This window comes from Azospirillum lipoferum (genome assembly GCF_024170005.1).
In the GTDB taxonomy this organism is placed as follows: Bacteria; Pseudomonadota; Alphaproteobacteria; order Azospirillales; family Azospirillaceae; genus Azospirillum; species Azospirillum lipoferum.
In genome coordinates this window covers 269,974-290,054 of record NZ_JALJXJ010000006.1, presented here as the reverse complement: position 1 = coordinate 290,054, position 20,081 = coordinate 269,974, and the positions used below count along the sequence as shown (strand labels likewise).

The window sequence follows — 20,081 nt, the reverse complement described above, 5'->3', positions numbered from 1 at the left end:
AGCCTGAGCCAAATTTCTCGATCCGGCCCAATGACGGAGAAAAGGGACGGGACGGTCGCGTACCATCCGCCGCCATGACGGTCAATTCGACCAGCATCTCCTCGACGAAGGCATCGACGTCCGAGAACGCGTCCCAGGACGCCGGCTTGGTTGGTCAAGAGCGCCCGTTCGACCAAACTCTGCGCTTGGCTGTCATGTGGGTTGTCCATGCCGGTCATCGTATGAAATGAGCAAAGCCCCGTGCCGGTCGGTGACGGATCGGTCCAAGGGGCATGCCCATTCCCACTGTCCTGGTCAATCCCCCATTACCGCCATGCGGCGGTAATGGCGTGCTCGACGGACGGATAAAGATCGGGGTCGATGCTCATCGTCCCAGCCGTTGGCGGGGCGAACCCCGCCATGGCCTGGACCAGCCCGTCCACCATGGAATCCAGCAGCACGGTGCCATCGGCGGTTTCGATACTGTCCATATGGTGCTCGTCACCGCTGTACCAGCCGGCGATGGTCACCTTGTCGGCCGTGCCGACCACCTGCACCTCCAGATCGCTGCCTGATTTGCTGAACCAGAGCTGGTGGGCATCGATGCCGGACTCGAACACCAGCCGGTCGTTGCCGACGTCGCTGTCATTCTCGACGATGCGGTCCCGCCCGTCCCCGCGTCCGAAGCGGTACACGTCGTCGCCCAGCCCGCCGGCCAGCGTGTCGTCCCCCGCCCCGCCGCTCAAGGTGTCGTCGTTGACCACCGACCTGGACACCACGACACTGTTGGAGGCGAAGCCGACGATGTCGGCACGTCCGTCGCCGTCGACATCGGCGACCTGCCGTGGGTAGGTGTTGTAGTTGCTCCAGCCGTTATAGCCATAGTCGCTGCTGGCCAGACGCAACCGGCTGAAGGTGCCGTCCGCCTGGCCGTAAGACACGTAGGTCCCATTGGTGGCGAAGCCGACGATGTCCATCCGGCCATCGCCATTCACATCGGCCAGTTCACGGGGATATTGGTCCTGGGTCGTCCAGCCTCCCGAACCTTTTGTGAAATTATCACTGTAGGCGGTGATGATCGGGCCGAAGGTGCCGTCGGCCCGGCCACGGGCAACGTAGACCTGGGAGGAACCAAAGCCGACGATGTCGGCCATGCCATCGCCATCAACATCGCCAAGAAGGCGCGGATAGTCATTTTCGTTGGACCAACCACCGTAGCCGGTTGTGAAGTTGCCATTGTAAGCGACCTTCACAGTCCCGAAGGTTCCGTCCGCCTGTCCAAGGGCGATGACCACGGAGGAGCTGGAGAAACCGACGATGTCGGCCATGCCGTCGCCGTTCACGTCGCCGGTCAGGCGGGGATACTGCCCCATGTTGGTCCAGGTCGTACCGGAGGTCAGATTCCCGCTCAGCGCCGTCTGTGCGGACGCGAAGGTTCCGTCCGCCTGGCCCAGGGCCACCCGCACCACGCCGCTTGCGAAACCGACGATATCCATCCGGCCGTCGCCATTGACGTCGGCCAGTTGCCGGGGATTGACGTTCTGACTGGTCCAGCCGCCATAGGTCGGCGTGAACTCCCCGTTGTAGGCGACCTTCACGGGTCCGAAGCTACCGTCCGCCTGTCCGAGGGCGATTTGAACCGAGGTGCTGGAGAAGCCGACGATGTCCGCCCGGCCGTCGCCGTTCACATCACCGGTCAGGCGGGGAACATAGTCCTGCGAGGTCCAGGTGACGGAGAAGGCACCGCTGAACACCGTCGTCATCGTCTCGAACATGTAGGTGCCGCTTCCCGACCCCGCATCGCCGATCAGGCTGTCGTTGCCGTCGCCGCCTTCCAGCACATCCCGCCCGGTGCCGCCCACCAGCGTGTCGGCACCGGCACCGCCGGAAAGCCGGTCGTCGTCGGCACCACCGGCAAGCACGTCGTTGCTGTCGCCGCCGTCGAGGCTGTCGTCGCCGTCCTCACCCGACAGGGTGTCGTTGGCGTCGCCGCCCATCAGCGTGTCCCGTCCGATGCCGCCCACCAGCGTATCGCCGCCGTCGCCGCCGGCAAGCCGGTCGTCGCCGGCACCGCCGGAGAGCATGTCGTTGCCCCCGCCGCCGTCGAGGCTGTCGTCGCCGTCGCCGCCCGACAGGCTGTCGTTGCCGCCGCCGCCCAGCAGGGTGTCGTTGCCCCCCTCGCCATAGGCGACGTCATAGTCGCCGGAGCCGGCGAGATCGGCCCGGCTGTCCAGCAGGTCGTTGCCGTCGCCGCCATGCAACTCGTCACGGCCGGTGCCGCCGACCAGCGTATCGTCGCCGCCATAGCCGGCCAGCAGGTCGTTGCCGCCCCGCCCATCGATCAGATCGCCGTTGGCATAGCCGAGCAGAGCCTCGCCGCCATCGCCGCCGACCGTCTCCAGCCGCAGGGCCGGATTCGACAACAGCACCTCCGTCCCGTCCTGGAAGCGGACGGTCTGGAGATAGTTGCTGCCGTCGCCCCCATCCTTGAAGCGGTCGGAGATCACCACCTGTTCCGGCCGGTTGCGGAAACGCAGCACCAGATTGTTGTCGAAACGGGCGAAATAGAGCTGATCGGCCTCGAACCCCTCGCCGAACAGCAGCATGTCGTTGCCGCCGCCGCCCAGGACGGTGTCCCGGCCGCCGTCATAGATCACCAGATCGTCGCCGGCGCCGCCGTCGATGGCATCGTCGCCCGCACCGCCCATCAGGGTGTCGTTGCCGGCATCGCCATACAGGATGTCGTTGCCGTCGCCGCCCGACAGGCGGTCGCCGTCGGCCCCGCCATAGAGCGTGTCATTGCCCAGTCCGCCCGACAGTTCGTCGGCACCGGCATCGCCCTTCAGGACGTCGTTGTCGGCTCCGCCATCGAGGCTGTCGGCACCGTCGCCGCCGAACAGGGTGTCGTCGCCGGCACCTCCGTCCATCGTGTCGTCGCCGCTGCCGCCCTCCATATAGTCACGGCCGCCCAGCCCCTCGATCCGGTCGTTGCCGGCATCGCCATACAGGGCGTCCTCGCCGCCGCCACCCGACACGGTGTCGTCGCCATCCTCGCCATAGAGCGAGTCATGGCTGGCGTCGTCGTCGCTGCTGTCGATCAGGTCGTTGCCGGCGCCGCCGCGGACCAGATCGCTCCCCGCCCCGCCATAAAGGCTGTCGTCACCGCCATAGCCGTAGATGGCGTCGTTGCCGCCGCCACCGTGGATGGTATCCGATGCGGCATAGCCTTCCAGCGTGTGGGCGGCGGCATCGTCCCGGGTGTCGATCACCAGACCGGGGTTGGTCAGGTCGACGGTGCTCCCATCGGCGAACAGCAGTGTTTGCAGGTAATTGGCGCCGTTGCCGGCACCGCTGAAGCGGTTGGCGATGACGATCCGGTCGGGCTTGCCGTTGAAACGGACATGCAGATCGTTGCCGTAGCGTTCGAACCGCAGGTCGTCGCGGCTGTAGCCGTCGCCGAAGGACAGCCTGTCGTTGCCGCCGCCGCCGACCACGGTATCGGCTCCGCCCTGATAGAGCACGAGGTCGTCGCCGGCCCCGGTGACGATCCAGTTGGCGCCGGCCCCGCCGGCCAGCGTGTCGTCGCCATCCTCGCCATAGAGCGTATCGGCATCGTCGCCGCCCGACAGCATGTCCGCGCCGGCGCCGCCATACAGGGTGTCGGCTCCGGCACCGCCCAGCAGACTGTCGTCGCCGGCCTCGCCGTTCAGGTAATCGTTGCCATCGCCGCCATCCAGGCTGTCGTCGTCAGCCCCACCGAGCAGGCTGTCGACACCGGCCCCGCCGGACAGGCTGTCCCTGCCGGCATTGCCTTCGATGGAATCGTTGCCGGCATTGCCCTCGATCAGGTCGTCGCCGGCCCCGCCATAGAGCGCATCGTTGACGGCGCCGCCATAGAGCGTGTCGTCGCCCGCTTCGCCATAGGCAACGTCGCCGCTGGCCGTCTCGTCCCGGCTGTCGATCAGATCGTTGCCGTCACCGCCATAGAGGGCATCGGCTCCGGCCCCGCCATACAGCGTGTCGTTGCCGCCATAGCCATAGATGGCGTCGGTGCCGCCATTGCCGCGGATCACGTCGCCGGCATTGTAGCCTTCCAGCACATGCCCGACATTGCTGTCGCGGGTGGCGATCGCCAGATCGGTCCGGGACAGATCCAGCGTGGTATCGTCGGCGAAGCGCAGGGTCTGCACGTAGTTGGCGCCCTCGCCATTGCCGTTGAAGCGGTTGGCGACGACGATCCGCTTGCCGAGATCGTCGAAGACCAGATGCAGGTCTGCGCCGAAGCGCTCGAACCGCAGGCCGGCCTGGCTGTAGCCCTCGCCGAAGACCAGCTCGTCGTTGCCGCCGCCGCCGACCACGGTATCGGCGCCGCCTTCGTAGAGGATGCGGTCGTTGCCGGCACCGCCATCGATGGAATTGGCGCCGGCGCCACCCGACAGCGTGTCGTTGCCGCCGCCGCCATACAGCGTGTCATTGTCGGCACCGCCGGACAGGCTGTCGGCGCCGTCGCCGCCTTCGAAGTAATCGGCCCCGGCATCGCCCGACAGCGTGTCGTCGCCGGTCCCGCCATACAGCGCATCGTTGCCGTCCCCGCCGGTCAGCAGGTCATCGCCGGCATAGCCATAGAGGGTGTCGTTGCCGCCGCCGCCATCGATGCTGTCGTCGTCCTTGTAGCCATACAGGGTCTCCGCCGTCGCCTGCCCGTGGGTTTCCATCACAATGGTCTGGGCCGAGAGATCGACACGGCTTCCATCGGCAAAGGTCACGGTCTGCACGAAGTTGGCACCGTCGCCTTCGCCGCTGAAACGGCCGGCCAGGACGATGCGGTCGCCGGTGTCGCGGAAGATCAGGTGCAGGTCGGTGCCGATACGCGAGAGATACATCTGCTCCCGCGCCAGGCCCGCCCCCAGTTCCAGCACATCGTTGCCGCCGCCGCCGCCGATGCTGTCCACGCCGTCACCGGAGGTGAAGCGGATCAGGTCGTCGCCGGCCCCGCCGTCGATGGCGTCATTGCCGGCGCCGCCATCCAGCGTGTCGTTGCCGGCCTGTCCATAGAGATAGTCGGCCCCGGCGCCGCCGAGGACGGAGTCGGCGCCGTCCTCGCCATAGAGATAGTCGGTGCCGCCGCCGCCATCGATCAGGTCGTTCCCGGTGCCGCCATAGACGACATCGACCCCGCCGCCGCCATAGAGGGTGTCGTTGCCGCTGCCGCCATAGGACGCGTCGTTGATGCCGGCGGCATTGGGATCGTCACGGTTGTCGATCAGGTCGTCGCCGGCACCGCCATGCATCTCGTCGGACCCGGCACCACCCAGGATGGTGTCGTTGCCGGCACCGCCCAGAATGGTGTCGTTGCCGCTGTCGCCCGACAGGCTGTCGTTGCCCTGGCCGCCGCTGAGCGCATCATTGCCGTCGCCGCCCGCCACGCTGTCGTTGCCGGTGGGTTCGTTGGCGGACGGGGGCGGCAGGACCGTCGAAAGACCGAAGCTGTGCGATTGTCCAAAGGGAACAGCCGTCCCGCCAGCGTACAGGTACGGTACACCAGCACCCGGAACCGGTATTCCATTGACTTCAGCACCGGATACAATCACTCCGATCAGATTCAAGCCGGAATAATTGAATGTGGCAACGGTCTCCAGCCGAAGCACCCCGGCATAATCGCGGTCGCGGACAGTGAAAATGACATCCTGCCACTGATGGTAGTCTATATGATTAGAGACACCAACCGCAGAGACGATTACCTCCCCAACGACGGTATTGTCCAGCCACACCCGCAGGAGAGGATTAAGCAAATCAATTGACTGCACACGGATACGGATTTTTATGGCTTCATTACCCGTTGTCGAAACCTCGTCACCGAAAAGACGATCCTCACCGCTTCCGCCGGAAACGCTGTCGTCTCCGGCACCGCCATATACGAAATCGTTGCCAGCCCCGCCATCGAGGCGATCCGAGCCGGTGCCGCCGCGCAAATCGTCGTTGTCGGCACTGCCCGTCAGCGTATCGTCGCCGCCATAGCCGTAGATCGTGTCGTTGCCGGCCTGCCCGTCGATGGTGTCGCCGGCATTGTAGCCCTCCAGCGTCTCGCCTCCCGCACCGCCGATCGTCTGGATCACCAGATCCTGGCGGGTCAGATCTTCCAGCGATCCATCGGCGAACCGCAGCGTCTGGGCATAGGCGGCACCGTCGCCGGAACCGTTGAAGCGGCCCTTGACGATGATCTGGTCCGTCCGTCCGGTGAAGCGCACATAGAGGTCGTTGCCGAAGCGGGAGAAATAGAGCTTTGCCTTGTCGAAGGACTCGTCCAGTTCGATGACGTCGTTGCCGCCGGTGTTGTAGACGATGTCCTGGCCGCCATCGAAGCGGATCGTGTTGTTGCCGGTTCCGCCATAGAGCGTGTTGTTGCCGGCGCCACCGATCAGCGTGTCGTCGCCGGCATCGCCATAGAGCGTGTCGTCCCCGTCGCCGCCGTCCAGCGTATCGTTCCCGTCGCCACCTTCCAGCCGGTCGATCCCGGTTCCTCCGACCAGCGTATCGTTGCCGATTCCGCCATAGAGCTGGTCGTTGCCGGCCCCGCCATCCAGCGTGTCGTTGCCGGCATAGCCGTAAATGGCGTCGTTGCCATCGACGCCCTGGATCAGGTCGCCGACATTGTAGCCTTCCAGCGTCTCCGAGGCCGCGGTCGCCAGCGTTTCCAGCTTCAGCGTCGGATCGGTCAGGTCCACCCGCTGCCCGTCGGCGAACAGCAGGGTCTGGACATAGCTCGCCCCGTCGCCGGCGCCGTTGAAACGGTTCTTCAGCACGATCTCGTCGGCCGCGCCGCGGAAGCGCAGATACAGATCGTTGCCGAAGCGGGCGAAATAGAGGTCCTCCCGCCGCAATGCGGTGCGGATTTCCAGAACGTCGCTGCCGCCCTCGTTGGTGACGGTGTCGCGTCCGCCGTCATAGCGGATCACGTCGTCGCCCAACCCGGTCAGGATGGTGTTGGTGCCCGCCCCGCCTTCCAGCGTGTCGGCGCCGTCGCCGCCCTGGAGATAATCGTCACCGGCGCCCCCCAGCAGGCTGTCGTTGCCGGTGTTGCCTTCCAGCCAATCGTTGCCGGCGTTGCCTTCCAGCCGGTCGTCACCGTCGCCGCCGGAGAAGGTCTCGCCCGCGTCGCCGCCCAGGATGGTGTCGTTCCCCGCCTCGCCATAGGCGACGTTCAACGACGCACCGCTGCCGCTGTCGTCCCGATTGTCGATCAGGTCGTTGCCGGCGCCGCCGTAAGACTGGTCGGCGCCCAGCCCGCCGATCAGGGTGTCGTCTCCGGCGCCGCCGGTCAGGCTGTCGTTGCCGGCACCGCCTTGCAGCAGGTCGTCGCCATCGTCGCCGTTCAACCGGTCGTCCCCGGCCCCTCCGATCAGCGTATCGCCGCCCGCCCCGCCATACAGCGTATCGTTGCCGGCCCCGCCATCCAGCGTGTCGTTGCCGGCATAGCCGTAAATGGCGTCGTTGCCGTCAACGCCCTGGATCAGGTCGCCGACATTGTAGCCCTCGAGCGTCTCCGAGGCCGCGGTCGCCAGCGTTTCCAGCGTCAGCGTCGGATCGGTCAGGTCCACCCGCTGTCCGTCGGCGAACAGCAGGGTCTGGACATAGCTCGCCCCGTCGCCGGCGCCGTTGAAGCGGTTCTTCAGCACGATCTCGTCGGCCGCGCCGCGGAAGCGCAGATACAGATCGTTGCCGAAGCGGGCGAAATAGAGGTCCTCCCGCCGCAATGCGGTGCGGATCTCCAGAACGTCGCTGCCGCCCTCGTTGGTGATGGTGTCGCGTCCGCCGTCATAGCGGATCACGTCGTCGCCCAACCCGGTCAGGATGGTGTTGGTGCCCGACCCGCCTTCCAGCGTGTCGGCGCCGTCGCCGCCCTGGAGATAGTCGTTGCCGGCGCCGCCCAGCAGGCTGTCGTCGCCGTCGCCTCCTTTCAGGCTGTCGTCGCCGACATCGCCGGACAGGCTATCGTTGCCGGTGCCGCCATCCAGGGAATCATTGCCGACGCCGCCAAGGATCAGGTCGTCGCCCGCACCGCCGACAAGCTGGTCAGCGTCGTCACCACCTTCCAGCGTGTCGTTGCCATCGCCGCCTTCCAGGCTGTCGGCGCCGATGCCGCCGATCAGCCGGTCCGCACCGGCTCCGCCGAACAGAACATCGTTGCCCGACCCGCCGTCCAGCAGGTCGTCGCCGCCATAGCCACGGATGGTGTCGCTGCCCCCCAGTCCGCTGATGGTGTCGTTGACGTTGTATCCCTCCAGGGAATCGTTGAGATCCGTCGCCACCGTCTCCAGCACCAGGGCGGGATCGGTCAGGTCGGCCCGCTCGCCATTGGCGAACAGCACGGTCTGGACATAGCTCGTTCCGTCGCCCGCTCCGTTGAAGCGGCCGGTCAGCACCACCTCGTCGCCGCGGTTGCGGAAGCGCAGATACAGGTCGTTGCCGAAGCGGGCGTAATACAGGTCGGCCCTGGTCAGCCCGCCGCCGATCACCAGGGTGTCGGCACCGGCCTCGTTGGTGATGGTCTCCCGTCCGCCGTCGAAGCGGATGGTGTCATTGCCGGCCCCGGTGAACAGGGTGTCGGTGCCGCCGCCGCCATCCAGCGTGTCGTCGCCGTCGCCGGCCAGCAGGCGGTCGTCGCCGTCGCCGCCCTCCAGCAGGTCGTCGCCGGCCCCGCCATCCAGCGTGTCGGCGCCGCCGTCGCCATGGAGGATGTCGTTGTCGGCCGCCCCCGACAGGAAGTCGTTGCCGTCGCCGCCCGACAGGACATCGGCCCCCACATCGCCATAGAGACTGTCATTGCCGGTGCCGCCGGACAGCGTGTCGGCGCCGGCATCGCCATACAGCGCGTCAGCGCCGTCGCCCCCCTCCACGCTGTCGTCGCCGGCATCGGCATAGAGGAAGTCGTTGCCGCTCCCGCCGTCCAGGCTGTCGTTGCCGGCATAGCCGTAGATGGTGTCGTTGCCGCCCTGCCCGCGGATGATGTCGCCGACATTGTAGCCTTCCAGCTTCTCGCTGGCGTCGGTCGCCACCGTTTCCAGCGCCAGATCCTGCGCCGTGACGGCGTAGTCCGTGCCGTCGGCGAAGCGCAGTTTCTGCACGAAGCTGGCCCCGTCGCCCGCCCCGCTGAAGCGGCCGGTCAGGACGATCTGTTCCGCCGAATTGCGGAAGCGGATATAGAGGTCGTTGCCGAAGCGCGCGAAATAGACATCGGCGCGGGCGATGTCCGGCCCCATCTCCAGGACATCGTAACCGCCCTCGTTGGTGATGGTGTCGCTGCCGCCGCCGTAGCGGATCAGGTCGTCGCCCACCCCGCTGTAGAGCGTATCGTTGCCGGCGCCACCGGCCAGCGTGTCGTTGCCGGCCCGGCCATAGATGGTATCGGCCCCGGCACCGCCGTCGATGCTGTCGTCGCCATCCTCGCCGTCGATGCTGTCGTTGCCGCCACCGCCCGACAGGCTGTCGTCGCCGGTGCCGCCGAGGATCACATCGGAGCCGCCGCCGCCCAGGACGGTGTCGTCGCCGTCGCGGCCCTGGATCACGTCGCTCGCGCCGTCGGTGCCGGGATCGTCGCGCCCGTCGATCAGGTCGTCGCCCGTCCCGCCGTCGATCGAATCCGACCCGGTGCCGCCGATCAGCGTGTCGTTGCCGGCATAGCCGAGGATCGTGTCGTTGCCGGCCGTCCCCTCGATCCGGTCCCCGACATTGTAGCCCTGCAGATACTCCGCCGCCGCGGTCGCCACCGTCTCCAGCGCGATGTCGGTGCGGGTCAGGTCGAAGCTGCTGCCGTCGGCGAAGGCCAGCCGCTCCACGAAGCTGGTCCCGTCGCCCGCCATGTTGAAGCGGCCGGTCACCACGATCTCGTCGCTCGGCCGTCCGCGGAAGCGGATATGGAGGTCGTTGCCGAAGCGCGCGAAATAGAGGTCGCCGCGGCCGATGCCGGGACCGAACTCGATCCGGTCGAAACCGGCGCTGTCGATGATATAATCGCGCCCGTCGCCGATCCGATAGACGTAGACGTCGTTGCCGGTCCCGCCGTCCAGCGTGTCGTTGCCGGTCCCGCCGATCAGCGTGTCATTGCCGGCTCCGCCGCTCAGCCGGTCGTCGCCGTCCTGCCCCAGCATCACGTCGTCGGTCGCCGTTTCGGTCAGCAGATCGCCGCTGCCGCCGCCCAGCATCGCCAGCTCGCCCAGCGGCATCGTCGTGCCGTCGGCGAAGGTCAGCCCGGCCAGACCGCTGGTGCCGTCGCTGGCGGAGAAATGGTTGACGATGCGGATCTGCCGCCCGGTGGAGCGCACCTGCACGATCAGGTCGCCGCCGGAGCGCGACAGCACCACATCCTTCCAGTCGAGGCCGCTGGGCATCCCCACGATGTCGCCGCTGCCGGGGAACACCATCAGGTCGGTGGAGATGCTGTCGAAGCGGAAGACCGACGGCCCGTCGCCGCCGATGAAGACATTGCCCGCCCCCAGGTTCCACGGCGCGCCGGACGAGAAGGTGACCTGATCGAGCTGGTTCTGGAAATGGTTGATCACCAGCACGTTGACCGTGCCGTCGGCCGACAGGATGCGCAGGTCGTCATGTTCGCGCACCAGCCGCAGGTTGGCCGGCGGAATGCCGGCGGTGAAGGCCAGCCGGTTGTCGTCGCCGGCCGGGTGGATCGTCACCGGGCCGCTGTTGGTCGCCACGCTGTAGCTGTTGTTGCCGCGGCTGCCGATCAGGATGCCGTTGCCGGCGACCGACCAGCTCTGCCCGTCGGCATAGGCGATGGTGGCGAGGCCGGAGCCGCTGCCCGCCACCCCCGTGGGTCCGAAATGGTTGACCGCCACCAGATCGATGCTGCCGTCGTCGGTGAAGATGTGCAGGTTGACGCCGTCCCGCTCCATCCGCACCAGCGCCGGGTCGATGCCGGGGCCGAAGCTCAACCGGTCGGTACCGCCGCCAGGGAAGATATATTGCCGGCCCTGGCCGGGCAGCACGGTGAAGTCGTCCATCCCCTGTTGGCCGAACATCACGTTGTCGCCGAAGACATCCAGCGTGAGGCCGCCGCTGAAGGTGATGGCGTCCAGCCCGCGCGACAGGCCGTCGGTGGGTGCGGTGAAGTGGTTGACCACGCGCACGACGCGCCCGCTGCCGATGAAGGCGACGACCAGATCGACGCCGTCCTGCCGCAGGGTGACGTCGCCGGGCGAGACGTCGGGCCCGAAGACGATCTGGCTGCCGCCGCCGCCGGCATGGATGATCTGACTGGCCGGGCCGGTCTTGCCGATGGTGAAGCGGTCGCCGCCCCCACCGCCGATCAGGGTGTAGGGGGACGACAGGTCGAAGGTCCGCCCGTCGGCGAACTCCAGCTGGCCGACACCGCCGAAATAGTTGAGGACGGTCACCACCTGCTGCGTGCGGTCGATGAAGACCTGCAGGTCGGAGCCGGTGCGGATCATCCGCACCTCCGTGCTGTCGATGTCACCGAAGACCACGCGGTCGCCGCCCTCGGCATAGATGGTCTTCGACCCGCTGGTCTCGCCGACCAGGAAGACTGTTCCGCCCTGGCCGCCGATCAGCAGGCCGTCGCCGGTCAGCGGCAGGACCGAGCCGTCGGGACGCTTCAGCGACTCCATCGGCGTGCCGGCGAAATGGTTGACGATGGTCAGCGCATCCGCGGTGCCGTCGATGGTTATGCGCAGATTGTCGCCGACACGCGCCACGCGGATCTTGGATCCGTCCACCGTGTCGACGAAACGCAGTGTGTCGTCGCCGATGCTGTCGGGATAGACGATCACGTCGCCCATGCCGCGCTGGATCACGAATTCGTCATGGCCGGTGCCGCCGATCAGCACCTTGCCGCCCTGGATGTTCCAGGTGGTGCCGTTGTTGAAGACCAGATCGCCGATGCCGTTCATGGCGAAATGGTTGACGACGATCATCTCGTTCGGCTGGCCGACGATGGTCAGGTGCAGGTCGTTGCCGACGCGCACGATGCGGGTCTTGCCCGGGTCGGCGTCGATGGACAGATGCTGGCCGGACGCGCCCGGATAGATGTACGTCGCACCGGCCGGAATCGTCTCCGCCCCGCCGCCGCTGATGAAGACGTTGGTGCCGGCGATCGGCCAGATGACGCCGTTGGGGAAGATGATCTGCGGGATCGTCACCACCCCGCCGGTGGCGAACTGGTTGACAATGGTCATGCTGTCGGTGCCGGCGGTGACGCGCAGGTCGTTGCCGATCCGGGTCAGCCGCACCGTCGAGGGATCGATGCCGGGAGCCACCTCGATGCGGTCGCCGCCCTGCCCGCCGCCGCCATAGACCACTGTAGCGCCCGAGCCGGGCGACAGGACGAAGCGGTCGGCGCCGTCGGTGCCGATGCGGGCATTGGGACCGCCGACCGTCCAGACCTTGCCGTCGGCGAAGGCGATGTCGCGCGCCTCGTTGCCGAGGAAATGGTTCAGCACCTTGACCGAATCGCTGCCGTCGCGCATGACGATCTCAAGGTCGTCGCCGACCCGACGCACCAGCGTGTCCAGGCTGTCGAAGCCGGTGCCCAGCCGCAGCCGGTCGCTGCCGCCGCCGGGGAACAGCGAGACGTGGCCGATCCCGGGTTCGGCGGTGAAGGTGTCGGTGGCGCTGGTGCCGACCAGGATGCTGGCGCCCCAGATGTTCCACGTATCGCCGTCGATGAAGCGCAGCGTGTGCACGCCGCCGCTCGCCCCGCCGGAGAAGTGGTTCAGCACGGTCAGCTTGTCGGGCAGCGTGCGCAGGCCGATCACCAGATCGTCGCCCACCCGCTGCATGGTGACGCTCGCCTTGTCGATGCCGGGACCGATGACGATCTGGTCGTTGCCGCTGCCGGGCAGGATCGACCTGGCGCCGCCGCCGACCGTCAGGGTGTAGCTGTCGTCGCCGGCCCCGCCGATCAGCAGCGCCGGATCGGACAGGTTCCAGAAGCGCCCGCCGGCATAGACATTCTCCAGCAGCGACGCGCCCCAGCCGGTGGCGAAATGGTTCAGCGCCGTCACCTTGTCGGTGGACCCCTTCACCGAAATGATCAGGTCGTCGCCGACGCGGGCGAACTCCAGCTTGTCGGCGCCGATGGCCGAGCCGAGATTCAGCGTGTCGACACCCTTGCCGGCGAACAGGGTGACGGCGCCGTCGCCCGGCTTGAAGGCGAACACGTCGCCGGTGTCGCCGCCGATGCGGAATCCGGCCCCGGCATCCAGCGGCCACACCGTCCCGTCGGCGAAGGTCAGGCTGGGCAGCACGCCGTTGCCGGCGCCGGTGCCGTTGAAGTGGTTCAGCACCACCACCCGGTCGTCGGCGTTGCCGATCTGGATGACCAGCTTGTCGCCGTCCCGGCGCAGCGCCACCTGCGACGGGACGATGCCGGCCGCCAGGACCAGCCCGTCGCGGCCGCCACCGGTCGCCAGCACGCGCTCGCCCAGGCCGGCGCCCACCTCCACGCGCTCATCGGCGGCGGTGCCGGCGATCAGGCGGGTGTTGTCGAGGGCCCATTCGGTGCCGTCGCCGAAGCGGATGGTCCGGTAGCCGTCCGGATTGCCGTCGAAATGCTGCCTGATCAGCCAGGAGGCGCCAGTGCCCTCATAGGAAAGGCGCAGGTCGTCGCCCTCGCGGGTCAGCCGCATGCGGTCGGGATCGACGTTCAGCGCGAAGGCGATGCTGTCGGCACCGGCGCTGCCGTAGAGAATCGTCTGCCCGCCGTCCAGCCCGAACACCATGCTGTCGTCGCCGCCGCTGCCGATGCGGATGTCGTTGCCGCGCACGCGCCAGCGGGTGCCGTCGGCCAGCTCGATCGCCTCCACCCCGCCATTGCCGGCGCCGGCCAGCGCCTCGGCCGAGAAATGGTTGAACAGCAGCAGCGAGCGGTCGGTGCCGGCGATGCGGATCTCCAGATCGTCGCCCTTGCGCGACAGGCGCAGCTCGTCGGCGGTCACGTCGGCGCCGAAACGGATGACGTTCACCCCGGCATCGGCATGCAGGCTGTGGCTGGCGAAGCCGGGTTCGATGGCGACGGTGTCGTCGCCGGTGCTGCCCAGCAGCAGGTCGCCGCCCCACACCGGCCAGACCACGCCGTCGGCGAACTGGATCTGGCGGACGCTGCCGTCGCCCGCCCCGGCGGCGCCATTGGCGGCGAAATGGCCCATGATGGTGACGCGGTCGCGGGCATAGCCATCCTCCCCGGCCGGTCCACCCTGGGCGTCGAACAGGATGTGCAGGTCGTCGTCGATCCGCACCAGATGCGCGATCTCGTGCCGGAAGCCGGAGCCGAGCCGCACCGTGTCGTTGCCGCCCTCGCCGAACACCACCACATGGCCGGCCCCCGACGGCGCGGTGAGGACATCGTCCCCGCCGGTGCCGGTGACCACGAGGTCGCCGAACATCCGCACGCCGTCCTGGACATGGACCGTGGTCGTGCCGCGGGAATACAGGTTGTACAGCACCGACCCGACGGTCTCGCTGCCGCCGCGACGCCAGCCGGATTCCTTGAAGGTCACCAGATCGCCGCGGTCGCCGGTGACGTAGAGCGGCGCGCCGCCGGTGTCGGCGAGGATGCCCTGCTCGTTCAGGATCAGGGTCTGGCGGCCCGGATGGGTCAGGTCGATCATCTCGATGCCGTGCACCCCGCCGGCATCGGCACCGGTCACGACCAGCCGCTCCCCCTCGAAGCGCAGGGTGTCGAAGCCGCTGCCGCCGTCCAGGCCGGCAAAGCCGTCGTCCAGCACCCGCAGGGTGTCGTCGCCCGCCCCGCCGCTCAGGCTGTCGGCCCCGCCACGGCCATCCAGATAGTTGGCGGCACCGTCGCCGGTCAGGCTGTCGGCAAGCCCGGTGCCGATCAGGTTCTCCACCCCGTCGAGCCGGTCGCCCTCCGCATGGCCGCCGCGGCCGGTGCCGGCGGCAAGGTCGACCGACACCGCCGCGTCGGACGCCGAGTAATCGGCGGTGTCGATCCCTGCTCCGCCGCTCAGGCTGTCGGCCCCGGTCCCGCCGATCAGCGTGTCGTTGCCGCCGCCGCCGCGCAGCCGGTTGGCCCCGCCGTCGCCGGTCAGCCGGTCGTCAGCGGCCGACCCGGTCAGGTTCTCGATCCCCGACAGCACGTCGCCCGCGGCATCGCCGCCGGCCGCGGTTCCGTCGGCAAGGCTGACCGTCACCCCGGCGGCGGAGCCGGTATAGTCGGCGGTGTCCGATCCGTCGCCACCGCTCAGCGTATCGGCTCCGGCGCCGCCACGCAGGGTGTTGTCCTGCCCATCGCCGGTCAGCAGGTCGGCGCGGGAGGAGCCGATCAGGTTCTCGACCCCGATCAGCACATCCCCCTCCGCCGTGCCGCCGAGCCCGGTGCCCGCCGACAGATCGACCGTCACCGCCGCGCCGGACGCCGAATAGTCGGCGGTGTCGCTGCCGGCCCCGCCGATCAAGGTGTCGGCACCCGCGCCGCCCACCAGCGTGTCGTTGCCGCCCGCCCCGTCCAGGACATTGGCGCCACCGTCGCCGGTCAGCCGGTCGCCGAAGGCGGAACCGGTCAGGTTCTCGATGCCGGTCAGCCGGTCGCCCTGGGCATCGCCGCCCGAACCGGTGCCGCTCGCCAGGCTGACGGTCACCGCGGCGGATGATGCCAGATACTCCGCGGTGTCGATGCCGTCGCCGCCGATCAGCGTATCCGCCCCGCCCAGCCCGGCCAGCGTATCGTTGCCGCCGCGCCCGTCGAGCCGGTTGGCGTTCGCATCGCCGGTCAGCCGGTCGTCATGGTCGGAGCCGGACAGATTCTCGATGCCGGACAGCACGTCTCCCTCGGCATCGCCGCCCGCACCGGTGCCGCTGCTCAGGTTCACCTCGACGCCGCCGGCCGAGGCCGCATAATCGGCGCTGTCGGTGCCGTCGCCGCCGATCAGCGTGTCCGCCCCGGATCCGCCGGACAGCCAGTCGTCCCCGGCATCGCCATCCAGCCGGTTCGCTCCATCGTCGCCCGACAGGCGGTCATCGTGGGCGGAGCCGCTGACATTCTCGATCCCGGACAGCAGGTCGCCTTCGGCGTCGCCGCCCAGCCCGGTCCCCGCTGCCAGATCGACGGTGACACTGCCGGCCGACGCGGCGTAGTCGGCGGTGTCCGTTCCATCGCCACCGATCAGGGTATCGACACCGGCCCCGCCGGCCAGCAGATCGTCGCCCGCCCCACCGTCGAGCAGGTTCGCCCCGCCGTCGCCGGTCAGCGTGTCGTCATGGGCCGAACCGGTGAGGTTCTCGATCCCGGACAGCACGTCGCCCTCGGCATCGCCGCCCAGCCCGGCACCGCTCGACAGGTCCACCGCCACGCCTGCGGCCGAAGCGGAATAATCGGCAAGGTCGATCCCGTCGCCACCAACCAGCGTGTCGGCCCCGTCCAGTCCCGCCAGGGTGTCGTCACCGCCCGAGCCATCCAGGACATTGGCGCCGGCATCGCCGGTCAGCCGGTCGTTGGAGGCGCTTCCGGTCAGATTCTCGATGCCGCTCAGCCGGTCGCCTTCGGCGTCGCCACCGGTCCCGATACCACTGGACAGGTCGACGGACACCCCATCGGCCGATGCCGAATAATCGGCGAGGTCGATGCCGTCGCCGCCGATCAAAGTGTCGGCACCGCCGAGCCCGATCAGCGTGTCGTTGCCGCCGCGGCCGTCCAGCAGGTTGGCGTTCGCATCCCCCACCAGCCGGTCGTCCTGGTCCGAGCCGGTCAGGTTCTCGATATCCGTGAGCACGTCGCCTTCGGCATCGCCGCCGGCCGCCGTTCCCGCCGTCAGATCGATGGACACGCCGCCGGCCGACGCCGAATAGTCGGCGGTGTCGCTGCCGGCGCCGCCGGTCAGCGTATCGGCACCGCCGCCACCCGCCAGCGTGTCGTCCCCGGCACCGCCATCCAGGACGTTCGCGCCGCCGTCGCCGGTCAGGCGGTCGTCATGGGCCGAGCCGGTGAGGTTCTCGACCCCGGACAGCCGGTCGCCCTCGGCATCGCCGCCGAGGCCGGTCCCAGCCGCCAGATCGATGGACACGCCGCCGCCCGACGCCGAATAGTCGGCGGTATCGGTTCCGTCGCCGCCGACGAGCGTATCCGCGCCGTCAGCCCCAACCAGCAAATCGTCGCCCGCGCCGCCGTCGAGGAGGTTCGCGCCGGCATCGCCGCTCAGCCGGTCGTCATGGGCGGAGCCGGTCAGGTTCTCGATCCCGGACAGCACATCGCCCTCGGCATCGCCGCCGGATCCCGTGCCGGCCGCCAGATCGACCGTCACCCCCGCGCCGGACGCCGCATAGGTCGCGGTGTCGATGCCTGCGCCGCCGTCGAGCCGGTCCGCGCCGCTGCCGCCGTCCAGCAGGTCGTCGCCCGCCCCACCCGACAGGCTGTCGGCGCCGGCCCCGCCGGCCAGGCTGTTGTCCCCACCGTCGCCGGCCAGCGTGTCGGCGCCGCCACCGGCCAGGATGGTCTCGATGCCGGAGACATGGTCGGCCATCCAGCCGCCGTGGCGCACCTCGCCGGTCTGCAGATCGATGGAGATCGCGTCGCTCTCCGCCGAATAGTCGGCGATGTCGATGCCGTCGCCGCCGATCAGGACGTTGTTCCCACCGCCCCCCTTCAGCACGTCGTTGCCGGCACCACCCAGCAGGGTGTCGGCGCCCAGCCCACCGACCAGCGTGTCGTCGCCGTCGCCGCCGTCCAGATAGTCGCCGTTATAGTCGCCGCCCACCGCCAGCCGGTCGTTGCCGGTCCCGCCGAACAGCGTGTCGCTGCCCAGACCGCCGTCGAGCGTGTCGTTGCCGGCGCCGCCGTCGAAGCGGTCGTCGCTCCACACCCCCTCGCCGTCCGTCACCAGATCGTCGCCGTCGCCGGCAGTGACCACATCGCGGCCGCCGCCGCCGAGGATGGTGTCATTGCCGCTGCCGCCTTCGATGGTGTCGTCGTTCTCGCCGCCGTCGATCCGGTCGTCGCCGGCCCCGCCGCGGATGCTGTCGGTCCCGGTGCCGCCGCTGATGACATCGTTGCCGCTGCCGCCGTCGAGCGTGTCGCTCACGTCGCCGCCCAGCAGCGTGTCGTTGCCGCTGCCGCCATAGAGCGTGTTGGCGTCGGTGCCGCCATCCAGCAGATCGTCGCCCATGCCGCCCTGGAGCAGGTCGGCGCCGCTGCCGCCGAACAGGCTATCGTTGCCGGTCCCGCCATCCAGCGTGTCATCCTCGCTGCCGCCATCCAGCAGGTCGTCGCCGGAACCGCCGAACAGCCGGTCGCTCTGCGATCCGCCACGGAGCGTATCGCCACCGGACCCGCCGAGCAGGCTGTCCTCGCCCCAGTCGCCGTTCAGCACATCGTCGCCGGCCCCGCCCAGCAGCGTGCCGCCGCCACCACCGCTGCCCAGCGTGTCGTTCCCGGCCCCGCCGTCCAGCGTCTCCGCCCGCCAGTCGCCGGAGATCGCGTCGTTGCCGCTGCTCTCATTGCCGCCAGTCCGGGCCTCGCCGGCCTCCTGCGCCTGCTCGTCGGCCGGCGACCGCCCCTCGACATCGGCCGCGCCATCGTTCCGGGCGGCGGTGATGCCGATATGGAAGACCCTGTCGGTGCTCAGCCCGGCGGCGTCGGTGACGCGGACGGTCACGGCATGGGCCGGCGCACGCAGGTAATCGAGATCGGCACCGGTAGCGACCGAGAGAACGCCGGTCGCGGCATCGATGACGAAGCGGCCGCCGGCATCGTCGGTCAGGCTGTAGGCCAGCACATCGCCATCGGGATCCTGGGCATGGGCGGTACCGACGATGGTGCCGGCCGCCGCATGGTCGGCGACGGCGACGCCGTCGAGCGCCACGGCACCGGGCGCATCGTTGACGGCGGCCAGCGCCAGGGTGACGGTCTGCGACGAGACGCCGCCGCGCCCGTCCGAGACGTCGATGCGGAAGCTGTCGCCACCGGCATAATCGGCATCGGGCGTGTAGATGAAGCTGCCATCGTCACCCAGGACGAGGCGGCCATGGGCCGGTCCGGCGCCGATGCCGTAGGACAGCGGATCGCCGTCGGGATCGACCGCCCCCACCGATCCGGCGAGCGGCGTGTCCTCGGTTCCGCTCAGGGACCGGTCGCTCACCACCGGCGCCCGGTTAGGCGCCGCGACGGCCATCCCGGCCAGATCGCCGACCGCCACCGCCCGGCCGTCCACCGTCACCTCCAGCGCGTTCCAATTGCTGGCGGCGAGCCGGATCGCCTGCCCGGTGAAGCTCCGGCCGTCGTCGCCATGGCTGCGGATGAAATCGGCCAGCGCGACGAGGTCGGCGGCGACGGCGGCCGTCACCTGCCCGGCGGTCAGGGCCACGCGCAGCCGGTCATAGCCGGCCCCGCCATCGAGCGTGTCGGCCCCCATTTGATCCGACAACACATGGTCCAGCAGGTCGTCGCCACCGCCGGCCTGGACCAGATCGGCTCCGGTGCCGTCGGCCAGCCGATCCGCCCCCATGCCGCCGATCAGCGTGTCGTCCCCCTCGCCGCCGTCGAGAACGTCGCCAGTGTAGTCGTTGCCCACCGTCAGCCGGTCGTTGCCGGTCCCGCCGATCAGCGTGTCGCTGCCGAAGCTGCCATCCAGCGTGTCGTTGCCGGCCCCGCCGTCGAAGCGGTCGTCGCTCCAGACATTGTTGCCGTCCGTCACCAGATCGTCGCCGTCGCCGGCAGCCACCACGTCCCGGCCGCCGCCGCCGAGGATGGTATCGTTGCCGCCGCCGCCGTCGATGGTGTCGTCGTTCTCCCCGCCGTCGATGCTGTCGGCCCCGTCGCCGCCGGCGATCAGGTCGTTGCCCGTCCCGGCGGAGATCACGTCGTTGCCGGCACCGCCGTCGAGCGTATCGTTGTTGCTGCCGCCCAGCAGCGTGTCGTTGCCGGCGCCACCGGACAGGCTGTTGTCGCCCGTCCCGCCATCCAGCCGGTCGTCGCCGTCGCCACCATCCAGCCAGTCATTGCCGTCGCCGCCAGACAGCGTGTCGTTGCCGGCCCCGCCGCTCAGCGTGTCGGCGCGCCAGTCGCCGTTCAGCAGATCATCGCCGTCGGTGGTCACGGTGCTGGTCATCGGCTTGTT

At 69.0% G+C, this 20,081-nt stretch carries 1 protein-coding gene; it reads right to left on the bottom strand.

Annotation, left to right across the window (positions count from 1 at the left end; all coding sequences use genetic code 11):
* Nucleotides 1-305: 305 nt before the first annotated feature.
* The gene (locus tag J2848_RS15720) at nt 306-20,072 is read right to left on the bottom strand and encodes a calcium-binding protein (RefSeq protein WP_149231833.1); all 19,767 of its coding nucleotides are present in this window, start codon (nt 20,070-20,072) and stop codon (nt 306-308) included.
* Between the last annotated feature and the right edge of the window lie 9 nt (nt 20,073-20,081).

Bases quoted from the DNA above. Each gene is read 5' to 3' on its own strand.
- J2848_RS15720 (WP_149231833.1), bottom strand. From the start codon at position 20,072: ATGACCAGCACCGTGACCACCGACGGCGATGATCTGCTGAACGGCGAC.